The sequence below is a fragment of the Desulfoluna sp. genome (assembly GCF_030145185.1).
Classification (GTDB): Bacteria; Desulfobacterota; Desulfobacteria; order Desulfobacterales; family Desulfolunaceae; genus Desulfoluna.
Map to the genome: position 1 here is coordinate 1 of NZ_JAQYWB010000102.1, position 15,624 is coordinate 15,624.

12 protein-coding genes, 1 CRISPR repeat array and 1 riboswitch are annotated in these 15,624 nt (G+C 50.6%); of the genes, 10 read left to right on the plus strand and 2 right to left on the minus strand.

The features are described 5' to 3' along the window. Positions 1-291: 291 nt before the first annotated feature. Together Q1Q75_RS20895 and Q1Q75_RS20900 are read right to left on the minus strand one after the other, a co-directional pair. Positions 292-510, minus strand: coding sequence for a hypothetical protein (locus tag Q1Q75_RS20895; RefSeq protein ID WP_300674864.1), 219 nt, complete (start codon positions 508-510; stop codon positions 292-294). A 784-nt stretch (positions 511-1,294) separates the two neighbouring features. Continuing rightward, on the minus strand, positions 1,295-1,882 hold the full coding sequence (locus Q1Q75_RS20900; protein ID WP_300674866.1) for a phospholipid scramblase-related protein: 588 nt from the start codon (positions 1,880-1,882) through the stop codon (positions 1,295-1,297). A 1,162-nt stretch (positions 1,883-3,044) separates the two neighbouring features. On the opposite strand from Q1Q75_RS20900, the gene Q1Q75_RS20905 reads away from it, so the two are divergent. The 10 genes from Q1Q75_RS20905 to cas2 all read left to right on the plus strand — a co-directional run bounded on the left by Q1Q75_RS20905 (position 3,045) and on the right by cas2 (position 14,926). Then, entirely contained in the window at positions 3,045-3,371 is a 327-nt protein-coding gene (locus tag Q1Q75_RS20905; protein WP_300674868.1) for a zinc ribbon domain-containing protein, read from the plus strand. Positions 3,372-3,749: 378 nt separating this feature from the next. Further along, positions 3,750-3,829, plus strand: a riboswitch (cyclic di-GMP riboswitch). A 235-nt stretch (positions 3,830-4,064) separates the two neighbouring features. Continuing rightward, positions 4,065-5,222 carry a VCBS repeat-containing protein gene (locus tag Q1Q75_RS20910; RefSeq protein ID WP_300674870.1) on the plus strand — a complete coding sequence of 386 codons (1,158 nt, stop codon included), beginning with the start codon at positions 4,065-4,067 and terminating at the stop codon, positions 5,220-5,222. Between the two features lie 512 nt (positions 5,223-5,734). Next, the gene (locus Q1Q75_RS20915; protein WP_300674872.1) at positions 5,735-6,736 is read left to right on the plus strand and encodes a YafY family protein; all 1,002 of its coding nucleotides are present in this window, start codon (positions 5,735-5,737) and stop codon (positions 6,734-6,736) included. A 454-nt stretch (positions 6,737-7,190) separates the two neighbouring features. Continuing rightward, entirely contained in the window at positions 7,191-9,437 is a 2,247-nt protein-coding gene (gene cas3, locus Q1Q75_RS20920) for a CRISPR-associated helicase Cas3' (RefSeq protein ID WP_300674874.1), read from the plus strand. A 251-nt stretch (positions 9,438-9,688) separates the two neighbouring features. After that, positions 9,689-10,348 carry a type I-C CRISPR-associated protein Cas5c gene (gene cas5c / locus Q1Q75_RS20925; protein ID WP_300674876.1) on the plus strand — a complete coding sequence of 220 codons (660 nt, stop codon included), beginning with the start codon at positions 9,689-9,691 and terminating at the stop codon, positions 10,346-10,348. Then, positions 10,345-12,090: a type I-C CRISPR-associated protein Cas8c/Csd1 gene (cas8c, locus tag Q1Q75_RS20930; RefSeq protein WP_300674878.1), complete on the plus strand. Its 1,746-nt coding sequence runs from the start codon at positions 10,345-10,347 to the stop codon at positions 12,088-12,090. Before cas5c ends, cas8c begins: the two co-directional genes overlap by 4 nt. A 3-nt stretch (positions 12,091-12,093) precedes the next feature. Next, positions 12,094-12,978: a type I-C CRISPR-associated protein Cas7/Csd2 gene (cas7c, locus tag Q1Q75_RS20935; RefSeq protein ID WP_300674880.1), complete on the plus strand. Its 885-nt coding sequence runs from the start codon at positions 12,094-12,096 to the stop codon at positions 12,976-12,978. Between the two features lie 3 nt (positions 12,979-12,981). Further along, on the plus strand, positions 12,982-13,605 hold the full coding sequence (gene cas4 / locus Q1Q75_RS20940; RefSeq protein ID WP_300674881.1) for a CRISPR-associated protein Cas4: 624 nt from the start codon (positions 12,982-12,984) through the stop codon (positions 13,603-13,605). Continuing rightward, positions 13,602-14,633, plus strand: coding sequence for a type I-C CRISPR-associated endonuclease Cas1c (gene cas1c / locus Q1Q75_RS20945; protein ID WP_300674883.1), 1,032 nt, complete (start codon positions 13,602-13,604; stop codon positions 14,631-14,633). Before cas4 ends, cas1c begins: the two co-directional genes overlap by 4 nt. Before the next feature lie 5 nt (positions 14,634-14,638). Next, positions 14,639-14,926: a CRISPR-associated endonuclease Cas2 gene (gene cas2, locus Q1Q75_RS20950; RefSeq protein WP_300674885.1), complete on the plus strand. Its 288-nt coding sequence runs from the start codon at positions 14,639-14,641 to the stop codon at positions 14,924-14,926. A gap of 222 nt (positions 14,927-15,148) precedes the next feature. Continuing rightward, positions 15,149-15,576: direct repeats of the CRISPR family, unit length 32 nt; unit sequence GTCGCTCCCCGCGTGGGAGCGTGGATTGAAAC. Positions 15,577-15,624: the final 48 nt, after the last annotated feature.

The window sequence follows — 15,624 nt, forward strand, 5'->3', positions numbered from 1 at the left end:
GGTATTCTGTCTGATTTTCTCACCCTTCGGGCGAGCCGGGTGCACTCATCTGCCGCGTTATCAGAGCTTTGAGGTAAACCACTACATCTTCAGCTCTGATGCCTTGCATATGAGCGCACCCAACTCGTGAAATATCCGGGTTAGTGAGCCTTTACCGTTTTTCAATTCGGCACCACTTCCTATCAGAAAGCTTTTCAGTTCATCCCACGTTATGTCACTGCGTACCGGCCGTTCCATGAGCTTTCGGTAGATCTTTTCGCGCTTCGACATAGTGCCTCTCTAAGGTTAATCTTAGATTAAGATGATACCAAAAATGGTGGCATAAGCAAGGGCCTTTTTCGAATTCATAGAGGTTCTCTTTAAATGATGAAAAGCGCTTGGTGGCGGATGCCCGACAGAAGTCGAGTCATCGCCCAAGCCTTGCTGATTTTCCATGATAAATGGTGGATCGACAGGGGCGAGGTGAGTTGTTTCCAGAGCGGTTTTCGTTACAGTCGAAAAAATGATCATGTCTCCGGCGGCCCTGTCTGGGACCGAATTTATATTCATCATCATGACCGGAAAGTCTTTGCGGGGCCTTCTTTAAAAAGCGACCCGCCGGAGGCTTAATCGTTCGTGCGGAAGGATGGGCGCGAGACGTGCCCACCAATGATGGCGAGATACCCGATAAAATTATCCATAGATGAACACAGCTAACCCGGATATTTCACGAAGGGTGAGAAAAGTGAGCAGAGAACGGTGAATTGCATTTTGCATTTTTAAAATGCCTATATTCTTCCATGCAGCCGACTGTAGTAGCATCTTATTAACTTGGCCCGATAGCTTTCTCATGAAATATCCGGGCTAACCCGGATATTTCACGAGTTGGGTGCGCTCATATGCAAGGCATCAGAGCTGAAGATGTAGTGGTTTACCTCAAAGCTCTGATAACGCAGCAGATTAGTACACCCGGCTCGCCCGAAGGGTGAGAAAATCAGACAGAATACCGTGGATTACATTTTGCATTTTTAAAACAACGAAAAATATTACTGCAAAGTACTGTAATTATTGATTATTCCTTAGCCCTAATTGCTTTTTCATGAAATATCCGGGCTAAGGTTGCACAGTGAACGCAGCACGACAAGACGACTTAACGGGCCATAAAATAGAAATAATGTCGTTCTATCAAGTAGGTGTGGGGCACACCCTTGCCTTGAGAAACTGTTCGATGTCAGGGCGTGAGAATTTCTCACGCCCCTTGTTCCTCGGGTCAAAGCGCATCGGTGATGTGAATTTTAAAAAGGAGAGGCAAGTACTACTCCTTGAGGACCAGATCAATGCACATGACCGCAGCCAGAATCAGCTTGCGGGAGACGTGGTCAGCGGGTACTGAATCGGAGACTTCAAGGACATAGTTGTCGGCACTGGTGAAGAGCTCTTTTCCAAGCCCCGCCCATTTTTTGCTCACGTGGGCCAGCTGGTTGTCATCCATCAAAAATTTAAAGTCCCACCCGGTCCATTTCCCTTTGAGGCTACAGACCTGGTTGTCCTGATTATCCATGACATTAAAAGCTCCGCCGAGGGAAAAGAGCTTTTGCTTGAATCCGCCGATGACCTGATCGTTTGCGTCAAACACCGAAACCTTGGAGAGAAAGAGGGTGAGCCCACGGTTGACTCGGATAATCTGCTTTCCTTCCTGATCTCGGATGATGATATTGAACGGGGTCATTTTCTTGTACTTGGTGAAGCGGAACATCTTGGTGAAAAAGCCCAGGCCGTCCTCACGGCATTCCATTAAGGTGGCCCCGGTTTCTGGGTCAAAAATATCAAAGTTGCTCGCCGCTTTGAACATTCCAACATGCTCTTTAACAAGAAATAGATTCTTATTCAGTACGTCTGACATGGTCGTTCCTTTGTGCTGAGAGGTTGCTGTGATTGAAAAAACGATGATATCGGCCTGTACTGATAGGCTTGGTTAAGGGTGTCGGGAAAATAAAAGTAGAAAAAACAGTGCCTCTGACGGCAAGCGTGGAATGACTGCTTAGGTGAAAATACCTTGGGAGCAGGTTTCCACTTAATTTTGTATTCTTATTTGTTTCAAGTAGTCTAATGGATAGCGAGAGCCATGATTTATCCAAAATCAGGGGCCGGCCAGACCAAAGCGTTTGTCTTTTATTTTTACAAAAAAGGAACTATACTTCTTTTTCTGTTTTTAGGAAAGCGTTTTGGGGAGAAGGAATGACATGGAAAGGAAGCTTTCATTCCCGGAGAGCGCCGCGGAGAGGAGGCGCGATATGCCCAAAAAAAATATCCACAGCAGATGCAAGACAAAATCTTGCAGATATCGTTAATAAAGTCGCATACGGAGACGAGCCAGTGATCGAATCATCTACGGAATCAGTGAGTACAGACTTATTGCTTTGATTGTCAACGTCGGGCATCAAAAGAATGAACATGCTTCCGGCTGCCCTGCCGGGGACTGAACTTTTGAAAAGTTCGACAAATAAGTTTTGATTCAATCATCATAACCGGAAAGACTTTGCGGCTTGTCTCGGCGTAGCGGTTGGTAAAGACGAGCTTTTGCCAAGGTATCGCCGGTCCATATTTCCGTGGGTTGGCGGGGAGCTGCGTTACCCTATTCGTCTCCTATTATCTGGCAGATTCGATCCGGATAAGCCGGGTGAAAAAAGATGCCTGAACCTTCGCCTTTATGTGGGTTGGTTTTATTTATTGCGTCGGGCCGTAATTGTCATAGGTCTTGCGAGATCCATTTACGATGAAAATTATTTAAAACACGAAAACCACGAAAGACACGAGAAAAAAGCTGAAGAAGCAAACGCTTTTGTCGGTATGAAAGAATGGATGGGCACACCGACGCGTCGATATTATTGTGTTATTTTTAGATGCATTTGTACTATGGTACCTCCGCTTGGGAAAATTTGGACATCGTGAAAGCCCTTGCTCCACAAATCTACCATCGGAGTGATTTCGATGGAGTCACCACTCAGGATTGGAACCAGAGTTCCCGCACCCCATGCGCCTGGCCCTTAACCGAAGAGATGTTTATGAAAAAGTGCCCTTTCTGCGCAGAAAATATCCAAGACGAAGCCATCAAGTGCAAACATTGCGGTGAGTTCCTGAATGCCTCCGACAACCCCCGTTTTGTCGAAAAAAAACTCCCATGGTATTTTCGAAAATCCTTTGTCGTCATGGCGATTCTTTGCGCGGGGCCTCTGGCGTTACCCCTGATTTGGTGGCACCCTCAAGCGTCGCGCCCTTGGAAGATTGGACTCACACTGGCGATTCTTGTGTTGAGTTGGCTCTTACTCCAATCCACTATGCACTCCATTGAGACCCTCACCCAGTACTATGAGTTGCTTGGCGATCTGTGATAGCCCGGATATTTCATGAGAAAACGACCATGCCGAAATAATAATAGATCATTACAGTTGGTTAGCAAGAAATATATAGACAATTCAAAAATGCAAAATGTAATTCACCGTTTTCTACTCGCTTTTCTCATCCTTAGGGCAAGCCGGGTGCACTCATCTGCCGCGTTACCAGAGCTTTGAGGTAAACCATTTTCGTCACAGTTTAAGTGAGATATCACATAGTTTAAGTGAAGTGACTTTTTAGGGAACAAAAAAGGCTGAAACTTCTTTTTAGTAAAATTTGTTGCTAAGTATATCAAAACGAGCGATTATTACTTGTTAATACAGTCATGGGGTAAATTGTTGTTTGTTGTGCCCCGGTGTCTGTATGAAATAGTAAGGGAAAAAAGCCAAACCTGTCGTGAGGCAGGGACGGAAAGCCACGGGTCTTGAAAGATCAAGACAGCCGAGTTACCCCGGGATGATTGCGGTTCATCCTTCATGGGATGAACCTTTTTTTATGGCCATTGATGAAACAGACAGCCTGTTCTTTCGATGGCAATCCCCTGTGTTTTTTTCGTCTCTTTCCTGACGGGCCTCTGGTCCTTTTCCCTTCGGTGTTGTTTTAAAGAGGGGATGTCTATGTGTTCACCGTTTCATTGTTCAACTTCCATGGTTTCTTTTAAGCCGCAGCCACGGGCTGATCGGGCCAAGATGCCTTTGATTCTTTTTGCTTTTATGATTCTCTCTTTTGGCATCTCGGCAGAGGCCGAAGCCATGGGGAAGACTGGGGACTCCTGCGCCCCCTTTGAATCTTTCACCGAGTTGGCTTATCCACTGGTTGAAAAGGCTCTGGGGCGTAATCTGGCTCCGGTGGCAGCGGATCTCGATGGCGATGGTCGGCCCGAACTCTATGTGGGGGCTTATGGACAGCGTATGGTTGCCCTTGCGGCCGATGAAAGGCCCGCGTACCGAACGGTTGACTCCAATCCCCTGGATGCCGTCACCATGTCCTACGAGACGGATACCCCTTTTGTCGCCCTGGCCGATATCGACAATGACGGAGATAACGATGCCATCTGGTTCGATTTCAGGCCCGCGGACAACCGCATCTCATCTGTCTATTATAATCAAATGGTTTACTTGAAAAACGATGGCACCCCAACGGTTCCTAAATTTCAGATGGTCCCGGACGACGAAAATCCCTTTGCCGGTATCTCTTCAGAGTGGCAGGGAACACCGGCCTTTGGAGATTTTGACGGAGACGGAGATCTCGACCTCCTGTTTGGCGACAGGTCCGGCACCTTTCGCTACTGCCGGAATCTTCTGATCGAGGAAGGGATTTCTGTATATGCAGAGATGATGGGACGCCTCAATCCCTTTTCTGGGATAGATGTGGGCGACAACTCCAGTCCGGCGGTCCTGGACCTCGACGGCGATGGAGACCTCGATGTGGTCTCCGGAGAACTGCGGGGAGGGCTTAGGTGGATTGAAAATACCTCCTCTCCCGGCGGACCGGTTGCCTTTGTTTTGAGGGCTCCAGCGGACAGCCCCTTCGGTGCCTTTTCTGTCGGTCTCGCATCCATGCCCGCTATCATGGATGTCGACGGTGATACCGATCCCGATCTGGTGGTGGGAAGCAGTGACGGGCACCTGAAGATCCTTGCCAATCCCCGCTGCCAACCCGAAGCCCCCTCTCTCGTGGCCCTTGAACCCGAGATTCCCGCGGAACCCGGCCTTCAAGAGGATCCAAGCAGCGATAAGGCCGTAGATCTCTCCGATGTCTTGGTGGCCTTAAAAATGCTGGGCGAAGCCCTGGTGAATGCGTTGGGGCCGGAGGTTGCGGAAGGGGCGATGGTGGATGGTGAGTAGTGAGTGGTGAGTGGTGAGTAGGGAATAGTGAGTGGTGAGTAGTGAGTGGTGAATAGTGAGTGGTGAATAGTGAGTGGTGAATAGTGAGTGGTGAATAGTGAGTGGTGAGTAGTGAGTGGTGAATAGTGAGTGGTGAATAGTGAGTGGTGAATAGTGAGTGGTGAATAGTGAATGGTGAATGGTGAGTGGTGAATAGTGAATGGTGAATGGTGAATGGTGAATAGTGAATAGTGAATAGTGAATAGTGAATAGGGAATAGGGAATAGGGAATGGTGAGTGGTGAATAGGGAATGGTGAATGGTGAATAGTGAATGGTGAGTGGTGAAATGATATGAAAGGGTAGGGCGGGGGTTGAATATTTTGGTTTTGATGTGAAAATGTTCCCTGTAAGACACTTTTTTTGAACATATGGTAAATTCTTCTGGTGGAATGGGAAAAGGGTTTGATAAAGGAGGGATGGAGAAAGATTATGAGAAAGAGACAAGGCAAAATCCAAAGAACGGAAGGGGCCTATGCGCGGAAAACAGGTTCGCCAAATTTGCGATGTGCTGGATGCTCTGGCGGCTCCCGATGGGGCGACCATTCGGGGGTTGGAGGAAAAGCTGGGGGTAACCCGGCGCTCTGTGGAGCGACTCCTCTCCACCATGCAGGAGATGAGATTTCCCATTTATGATGAGAAAAAGGACGGCGAGAGGGAGAAACACTGGCTCATCGAAGCGTCCTATGTCTTAAAACTTCCCAACACCACCCTCCCCAATCTGACCATCTCGTATCACGAGATGATGTGCCTTTACCTTCTGAATCGCGACGATCCCGTGTTTAAAGGGACTCACATTGAACGGAAGCTGAACTCCGTCTTTTCAAAACTCTCCCATTTTTTTCCCAATGAGTTCACCACTGCCCTGGACCGCATGCGTAAACTTCGGGTAACCAAGCCCCTGTCGCAGAAACGCTATACCGATCATCAGCAGACCCTCACCTCCCTTGCCGAAGCCATCCTCAGTCAGGAGGCGGTGACTCTCAGCTACCATAAATATTCCACAGACAGTTTCGATACCCTTACCGTCAACCCCCTTCATCTCTTTGAAGAGGAAGGGGGCCTCTACCTCATCGCTCAAAAGCAGAAAGGCGGAGCCTTCCGTACCTACGCCGTCGAGCGCATCCAATCCCTTCATCCCACCCATACGGACTACGATTACCCCAAAGGCTTCGATCCCGAAGTCTACCTCGCCCGAACCTTTGGCATCATCGATGACGGTGCCATCACCGTCACCCTTCGCTTCTCCGAAACTCAGGCCCGGTACGCAACCGAACGGACCTGGGTGGCAGGCCAGACCTTTTCATCAAATCCTGACGGCACCGTCGATCTCCATTTCTCAACGCATGGTATCCGAGACGTGAAAAAATGGGTTTTGGGATGGGGGGCAGATGTGGAGGTGTTGGAACCGGAGTGGTTCCGGTTGATTATAAAAGACGAAATAAGTGAACTCGCTGGGATGTATGCTAAAATATGAGTGAACTATGGGGCTTTTGAATTGGTTGTTCAATTAAATATAAACTTGACATCAATTTATTTTCTGATTACGTTGGTAACGTCTTCACGTTATGTGGAGTGGATTGAAACAATTATATATGTACGACGCTCCTGGCATCAAAATCTTCTTGGTGTCATGGAGTGATTTCTTATTGTTTACCGTATTCAATTAAATATGAGAATAATCGAGGGTCCAATGCCAAGTTTCGTCACGTGGTTTGTTGGGTTGGTTGGTGAATATACACCCCTATGGATTTGTGTTGGGGTCGTGTTATTTTTTTTAAAAAATAGTGATATATCAATCAAGTATCCACGGAAAAAAAATTAATTGCGCATTGGTTAGATTTTTTTCTTTATACGACCAGTTTTGACAGGATAGCCAACTATGATTGTTAACAATGGTGATTATCAATAATCTATAGAGGCGAAAGCGCATGACAGAATATTTTGCACACACAACCGATGGGGGTAAGGAAACCTGGCAGCCGTTGATTACCCATCTGAAATCAGTGGCGGATCTGGCCAGCGAACGGGCGACTGTTTTTGGCGCAGAGGGGTTTGGCTACTGGGCGGGACTGATGCACGATATCGGGAAGTTTTCTGGTGCGTTTCAGCGGTATCTCGAAACATCCAAAGGTAGAGTGGATCACTCCACAGCCGGGGCTCAGTTGATTCGGCGGCTCTGGCGTGAGAGGGGCGGAAAAAATGAAGAAATTTTTTCTACTCTGCTTTCGTATGTCATTGCGGGACATCACGGCGGGCTGCCGGATGGTGGAAGCACTTCTGCTGATTTGGGTTCCCTTTTGGCTCGATTGGGGAAGCCGGATATTCCGAGTTTTGATGCGTGGCAAGGTGAAGTGGAACTTTCCGAAATCCCCCAATTCCCAAAGCTCAAATGTAATAAAAAAACAGCGGCTTTCACGTTGAGCTTTTTTGTCCGCATGATCTACTCCTGCCTGACCGATGCCGATTTTCTTGACACGGAAGCCTTTTGTGACGGTGAAAAAGCAGCGCATCGAGGCCAGTGGCCAAACATCGAAACCCTTGCTGATACATTAAAGGTTTCAATAGAAGAGATGCTTAAGGAGGCCAAAGAGACCCCCGTTAACAAGGCACGTCTTGAAATCCTGGGTCATTGCCGTGATGCCGCCCCGCAGAAGCCGGGTGTTTTTTCACTCACGGTTCCCACAGGAGGGGGGAAGACCCTTTCGTCTCTCTCATTCGCCCTTGAGCATGCCAGAACCCATGGCCTTCGGCGGATAATCTATGTCATCCCCTACACCAGTATTATCGAGCAGAATGCGGATGTGTTTCGAAAAGCACTGGGTGATGATGCGGTTTTGGAGCACCACTGTAACTACGTTCACCCGGATGAAGAAAAAGCAGGGGGGGATGAATATCGGGATAGCTATGAGGCAAAACGGTTCAGGATGGCAACGGAAAATTGGGAAGCAACCCTCGTGGTCACGACAGCAGTGCAGTTTTTCGAGTCGCTTTTTGCCAATCGATCATCACGGTGTCGCAAGCTCCATAGTATCGCAGGCAGTGTTGTGATTCTTGACGAAGCTCAGATGCTCCCGCTACCCCTTTTGCAGCCTTCGGTCATGGCCCTTCGTGAATTGACGAACAACTACGGGGCGACTCTGGTGCTTTGTACCGCTACTCAACCCGCCCTTGAAAAATTCGGGGCCTTAACCTGTGGGTTTCCCGAGGGCGTCATACGCGAAATTATTCCTTTGGACCGGAAAGAGCCGATTTTTAGTGTTTTTGCGCGAACAAAGGTCATGAACCTTGGAACCCTTTCCGATGCGGAACTGTCTGAAAAAATTCAAGCCGAGCGTCAGGTGCTTTGCATTGTGAATACGCGCAATCATGCAAGACAGGTTTTTGACGCCATGGGAAAGGGAGACGGACACTACCATTTAAGTGCCCGGATGTACCCGGCGCACAGGCGCGCTGTTCTCAAAAAAATACGGGAACGTTTGGACAACAACCTTTCCTGTCGGGTGGTAAGCACCTCCCTTATCGAGTGTGGGGTGGATGTTGATTTTCCAACGGTGTTTCGTGCCGTGGCAGGGCTTGATTCAATCGCCCAGGCCGCGGGTCGATGCAACCGGGAGGGCCGCCTTGAGCTTGGCTCAGTCTACGTGTTCAAGCCCGAGACCGGAATGCCTAAAAGAGCCCCTGGGTTTCAACGGAGGGCCGAGGTGTATGGGATGGTGGCGGAAGAGCATGACGATCTCTTTTCTCCAGAAGCGGTCGCCTCCTTTTTTACCAAGTTGTATCAGTTTGAAGAGCTCGACCAAAAAAATATCATGGAACTTCTTATTGATGCCAACAAAGGGACCGCGTTTCCCACCTCGTTTCCCTTTTGCGAGATCAACACTCTTTACCGCTTTATTGAAAATGACATGGTGTCGGTCATTGTCGAGGGCGATGAAACGGCCCGTCACCTTGTTTCACAATTGGAGTATGCGGATGAGATCTCTGGGATCTTGCGAAAGCTTCAGGCCTATACTGTCCAAGTCTACAAGACCGAACTGGATAAACTATTTGAAGGCGGTGTGGTCCCTGTTCGGGGGCAGTTCTATATCGCACGTCAAGGCATCGGGTATCGAGATGATGTGGGGCTCTGTTCCGATGATCCGACCTACTGGCAGGCAGGGTCGGGGATTTTTTAATTTACGGGTAGGGACGTCAAGCTGCTTCCGGCGGCCAGGGGATGATTCCCTGGCCCCTAAGTTGCTCAAGCCCAAGCCCATGCTCCTGTCGGGGCGTGGGCTTGAGCAGGGTCTGAAATTAACGCGGTGATATATTTTGCTGGTGTGCCTGCCGGAAAGTTTTTGCGGAGCTTTTTTCAAAAAGCGACCCGCCAGAGGTTTTGCTCTTTAACGTGTTGTCGCCCATTGGCGTGGATAGGAAAGGAGGGAACATGGGATATGGAATCAAAGTGAAGGTGTGGGGTGATTACGCCTGCTTTACCAGGCCGGAAATGAAGGTGGAGCGCGTCAGCTACGACGTGATGACTCCTTCAGCGGCTCGCGGGGTGCTGGAGGCGATTCACTGGAAACCGGCCATTAAGTGGGTGGTGGATAAAATTCATGTGTTGAAGCCTATTCGGTTTGACTCGGTTCGTAGAAATGAGTTGCAGGGGAAGGCTTCGGCGGCCTCTGCCAAATCGGCCATGAAAAGTGGAAAAGCGGTTCATCAGTTGATTGAAGATGAGCGCCAGCAGCGAGCGGCCCTCGTGCTTCGAGATGTGGCCTATGTCATCGAGGCTCATTTTGAGATGACGGATAAAGCGGGGGCCGAAGACAATCCGGGCAAACACATGGATATCTTCAAGCGTCGCGCGAAAATTGGACAGTGTTTTCATCGCCCTTACCTGGGGTGCCGAGAGTTTGCGGCCTATTTCGAGTGGGTGGAAGATGCCCTCCCGGAATCGGAGCTTGTGGGGTTGCCGCCCATGGATTTGGGCTGGATGCTTTACGATATCGATTTTCAACACAAGATGGTTCCTCAGTTTTTCAGGCCCACCATGGAAGGGGGGATCATTGATGTTGAGCATTGGCGGGAGGAGGCGGGGCTATGATCTTAAGCGCTTTAAATGACTATTACATCCGGATGGTGGGTGACCCTGATGCCTCCATGCCGAAGCCGGGTTTCAGTGAAGAGAAGATTTCGTTTGCCATCATGATTGATGAGGCGGGAACCTTTAAACGGGTCATCGATCTTCGAGAGGTATCTGGAAAAAAGGTGGGGCCCAAACGGATGATTGTCCCGGCAGCAGAGAAACGCTCGGGGACATCGGTTGTGCCCAATTTCTTATGGGACAATTCGGGGTATGTCCTGTGTCTGGACGGGAAGGGAAAGCCTGAACGAACGCAAACCACCTTTGAATCATTCCGGAAAAAACATCAGGAGGTTGCAGCGGCCTCAAAGAGTCCACGGATCAGAGCTGTGGCGTCTTTCTTGGACGCATGGTCGTCAGAAAAAGCAGAGCAACTCGATTTGAAAGAGGAACTTCTGGATCAGAATATCGTCTTTTGGATGGAAGGAGATGACGTTCCTCTCCATGAAAACCCTGAGGTGATCTCTGTATGGAAAGGGAGGCAAGGCAGCGGAGAGGCCGACGGGTACAGCGCCCCATGTCTTGTCACCGGAGAGGTACAGCCCATTGCAAGGCTGCATCCGCCGATCAAAGGTGTTGTGGGAGGGCAACCGGCCGGGTGTGCCATTGTCTCCTTTAACCTGGATGCCTTCCTCTCCTATGGGAAAGAGCAGAGTTTCAACGCACCGGTCAGCAAGCACGTCGCTTTTGCCTACACCACAGCACTCAATTATCTTTTAAGGAGAGAGAACAAACGGTCCCTGTTGATTGGCGACAGCAGCACGGTGTTCTGGGCGGAGAAGAAGACGCCCGCTGAAGACTTGCTTTCTGTGATGTTTGATCTCTCCAATGAGCCGGAAGAAGAGAACAGCGAGGAGGGGCCTGGGGAAGATGTTCAGACCGCACGAAAGGTTCGCTCCCTTTTGCGAGCCCTTTGTGACGGCCGACCCAGCGAGGCCCCCATGGGGGACTTGGACCCCGATGTACGTTTTTTTGTGTTGGGTTTGGCTCCGAATCAGTCGCGGATCTCTGTACGCTTTTGGTGCCGGTCAACCTTTGGGGAGCTGGCTCAGAAGATCAGTACGCACTATGCGGCTCTTCGTATTGAGAGGCAGTACCAGAACCAACCTGAATTTCCCGCCTTATGGCAGATTCTTTTGGAGACGGCGGCGCAACAGAAAAGGGAGAATATTCCCCCGATGTTGTCGGGGGCACTTTCGCGAAGCGTGCTCACCGGCTCGCGGTATCCTGAAAGCCTTTACGCAGCCGTCATTGGAAGAATCAGAGCAGATAAACAGGTAAACTATATACGGGCTGCCATCATCAAGGCGTGCCTGATTCGAAATCACCCGGACAAAGCAGGAGAGATGACCATGGCGTTAAATTCTGACAGGAAGGATGTACCGTATCTCCTTGGGCGGCTTTTTTCTCTTTTGGAGAAGGTTCAAAGTGATGCACTCGGCAAGATTGGGACAAGTATCAGGCACCGATATTTCAGTTCAGCCTCTGCCACACCGTCCATTGTTTTTCCACAACTCTTACGTCTGGCCCAACACCATATTGCAAAGGCGGAGTATGGCGGAAATATGGATCGTAAAATCCAAGCCGTTGTCGAAGATATTGACGACTTCCCAGCCCGCCTTTCCCTTCAGGATCAGGGCGTCTTTACTATCGGATATTATCATCAGGCCAATGCCAACTACCGTAAAACCGAAAAGGAGTAACCCATGACCACTTTAAATAACCGATATGAATTTGTTCTTTTTTTTGATGTTGAAAATGGCAACCCCAACGGTGACCCGGATGCCGGTAACATGCCGCGCATTGATCCGGAAACTGGTCATGGGATGGTCACCGATGTGTGCTTGAAGCGAAAAGTTCGAAATTATGTGGAGCTTTTAAAGGACGGGGACGAGGGCTTTAATATTTATGTTCAGGAGAAAGCCGTTTTAAACCTTAGAAATGAGATGGCTTATAAGGCCCTTGAGTTGACGCCTGATAAAAAAGGGAAAAAATTACCCAAAAAAGTCGAAGATGCACACCGGGTGACTCAGTGGATGTGTGGGAATTTTTTTGATGTGAGAACCTTTGGGGCCGTCATGACCACTGAGGTAAACTGCGGGCAGGTGCGCGGACCTGTGCAGATGGTGTTTGCCAAAAGCGTGGACCCTATCGTTCCTCAGGAGGTGAGTATTACTCGAATGGCCGTAACAACAGAGAAAGAGGCGGAGAAGCAGTCAGGGGACAATCGGACCATGGGGCGGAAATACATCGTCCCGTACGCACTTTACCGAGCTGAAGGGTTTATTTCTGCGCCTCTGGCCGCCAAAACCGGTTTTGCTGAAGAGGATCTCGAACTTCTCTGGGAATCTTTGGCACAGATGTTTGAACACGATCACTCTGCTGCCCGGGGCAAGATGAGCAGTCGCAAGCTGATCGTCTTCAAACACGAGTCCAAGCTCGGAAACGCACCGGCACATAAACTCTTTGATTTGGTGACAGTGGGTAGATCCAACGGTGAGGACTCCCCTGCAAGGGCTTTCAAAGATTATGATATCACCGTGGATGTCGCCGCCATCCCTGAAGGGGTTGCCTGCGAGGTGAAATTATAGCCCATGTTTACCGACGATGACCTACTCCCCCTGTCTGCCGTGCAGCATCTTCTCTTCTGTCGCCGTCAGTGCGCCTTGATCCATGTGGAGCGGCTCTGGGTTGAGAACCGGTACACGGCTGAGGGACGGGTGCTCCATGAGCGGGTGGACAGGAGGGGGGAGCGTCCGGGCAAGGGGCTCCGGGTGGTTTATGGGATGGACTTGAAGGGCCTGCGGTTAGGGCTCATCGGAAAGGCAGATACCGTGGAGTTCCATGCTGACGGGAGCCGGTGGGTGCCTTATCCCGTGGAGTACAAGCGGGGTGCGTCCAAGAAGGGGAATCACGATCGGGTTCAGCTTTGTGCCCAGGCCCTTTGCCTGGAGGAGATGTATGAGATCTCCATCGGGGAGGGGGCGCTCTTTTACGGGAAGACCCGGCGGCGGGAGGTTGTCCTTTTCAGCGAGGCCTTGAGGGCGGAAACGGAAAAAGCAGCCCGTGACCTGCATGCACTGGTGGCTTCAAGGGTGACCCCTGAATCGGTTTACACGAAGGGGTGCGAGACCTGCTCGTTTCTCGGCGTCTGCATGCCGAAGGTGACAGGCAAGGGGTTGGTGCAGGGGTATCTGAAGGAGATCACAAAGACATGAGAACGCTTCTTAACACGCTTTACGTCACCACCCAGAAGTCCTATCTCGGAAAAGACGGCGAGACGGTGGCCGTGAACATCGACCGAAAGGTGGTGGCCCGGATTCCGGTGCACACCCTCTCAGGCATCGTCTGTTTCGGCAACGTGGGGATGAGCCCTTTTCTCATGGGATTCTGTGCGGAAAAAGAGGTGGGGGTGTCGTTTCTGACGGAACGGGGACGGTTCCTGTCGAGGGTGGTGGGGCCGGTGTCGGGCAATGTGCTGGTGCGGCGTACCCAGTATCGGCGGGCCGACTGCCTTGACGCCTCGGCTGAGATCGCCAGGGCCTGCGTCATTGGGAAAATTGCCAACAGCAGGGCGGTGCTGGGGCGAGCCCTTCGTGACCATGGTGACAGGATTGACGCGGTGGCCGTCAAGGAGGCCGTGGCCCGTCTGGGGGCAACGTTAAAAGAGCTTGGCAGGAGTCAGCCTCTGGATACCGTCAGGGGGCTGGAAGGGGATGCAGCGCGGGCTTATTTCGGGGTGTTGGACCATCTGGTTTTAATCAACAAAGAGGCCTTTCGGTTTGCCGGGCGGAACCGCAGGCCACCGACAGACGCTTTTAATGCTTTGATTTCTTTTCTTTACACCCTGCTGCTGCATGATATCCGCTCTGCCCTCGAAACCACGGGGCTGGATCCGGCCGTGGGATTCCTTCATCGGGATCGCCCTGGGCGTCCCGGTCTGGCCCTGGACCTGATGGAGGAGTTCCGTGCCTTTGTGGCAGATCGTCTGGCTCTTTCTCTGATCAATCAAAAGCAGGTTCTTGAGGCAGGGTTTGAAAAAATGGAGTCCGGTGCGGTGATCATGACTGAGGAGACACGAAAAGCTGTGATCGCGGCCTATCAAAAACGCAAGCAAGATGAAATCCTTCATCCTTTTCTTGGCGAGAAGGTGAAGATCGGCCAACTCTTTTTTCTTCAGGCCCAGCTGTTAAATCGTTATTTCAGAGACGACCTGGACGGCTATCCGCCCTTTGTCTGGAGGTAAAGCTTATGATGGTGCTGGTCAGCTACGATGTGTCCATGGATGACAACGGCCAGAAAAGATTGAGACGGGTTTCAAAGACCTGTCGCAACTATGGCCAAAGGGTCCAGTATTCGGTCTTTGAGTGCCAGGTCGACCCCGCTCTCTGGACAAAAATGAAACAGAAACTCCTGGATCAGATTGATCCAGAAAAGGACAGTTTGCGGTTTTATTACCTCGGAGCCAACTGGAGACGACGGGTGGAACATGTGGGTGCCAAACCGGCCCGTGACCCGGATGCCCCCTTAATCCTTTAATCGCGAACCCAAAGCTCGTTTTTGCAGGTTTTATATAACATCCCGAATTTTCACTGTAGAATGTATTTCCTGTGCGAATGGGTTCGCGCTGTTGCAATGTCTCGAAAATAAACATGATTATAACAAGTGAACGTGGCACCTTGCTCTCTGTTCGGAAAAGTGTAGGTGGTTCGCGCAAAGGCACAGATTCTACCTGTTATATGAACGTGTTGCTAAATAACAGTCGCTCCCCGCGTGGGAGCGTGGATTGAAACTATACGTCCCTGGGGATATCTCGGTTACTGTGGGTCGCTCCCCGCGTGGGAGCGTGGATTGAAACATGTTTGCCGAGAGATAGGCGTCGAGTCGTGGTGGTCGCTCCCCGCGTGGGAGCGTGGATTGAAACCCATTCCAGGGGGCCAGCCACCTTGGAGTGCAAGTCGCTCCCCGCGTGGGAGCGTGGATTGAAACATCAGGTTGTCGTCGGACCCGATGAGGTCGAGGAGTCGCTCCCCGCGTGGGAGCGTGGATTGAAACAACGATGGAAAAAGGCGTGTCATCTGTAACCACAAGTCGCTCCCCGCGTGGGAGCGTGGATTGAAACACGGATAAACCCCCTATGTGTGATGTTGTTTTTCTGTCGCTCCCCGCGTGGGAGCGTGGATTGAAACAGATTCCACTTGGGCGTCAAAGCGTGCATTGTCGTCGCTCCCCGCGTG

Coding starts and splice junctions, on each gene's coding strand:
- Q1Q75_RS20895 (WP_300674864.1), bottom strand. CDS start 510: ATGATCATTTTTTCGACTGTAACGAAAACCGCTCTGGAAACAACTCAC.
- Q1Q75_RS20900 (WP_300674866.1), bottom strand. CDS start 1,882: ATGTCAGACGTACTGAATAAGAATCTATTTCTTGTTAAAGAGCATGTT.
- Q1Q75_RS20905 (WP_300674868.1), top strand. CDS start 3,045: ATGAAAAAGTGCCCTTTCTGCGCAGAAAATATCCAAGACGAAGCCATC.
- Q1Q75_RS20910 (WP_300674870.1), top strand. CDS start 4,065: ATGCCTTTGATTCTTTTTGCTTTTATGATTCTCTCTTTTGGCATCTCG.
- Q1Q75_RS20915 (WP_300674872.1), top strand. CDS start 5,735: ATGCGCGGAAAACAGGTTCGCCAAATTTGCGATGTGCTGGATGCTCTG.
- cas3 (WP_300674874.1), top strand. CDS start 7,191: ATGACAGAATATTTTGCACACACAACCGATGGGGGTAAGGAAACCTGG.
- cas5c (WP_300674876.1), top strand. CDS start 9,689: ATGGGATATGGAATCAAAGTGAAGGTGTGGGGTGATTACGCCTGCTTT.
- cas8c (WP_300674878.1), top strand. CDS start 10,345: ATGATCTTAAGCGCTTTAAATGACTATTACATCCGGATGGTGGGTGAC.
- cas7c (WP_300674880.1), top strand. CDS start 12,094: ATGACCACTTTAAATAACCGATATGAATTTGTTCTTTTTTTTGATGTT.
- cas4 (WP_300674881.1), top strand. CDS start 12,982: ATGTTTACCGACGATGACCTACTCCCCCTGTCTGCCGTGCAGCATCTT.
- cas1c (WP_300674883.1), top strand. CDS start 13,602: ATGAGAACGCTTCTTAACACGCTTTACGTCACCACCCAGAAGTCCTAT.
- cas2 (WP_300674885.1), top strand. CDS start 14,639: ATGATGGTGCTGGTCAGCTACGATGTGTCCATGGATGACAACGGCCAG.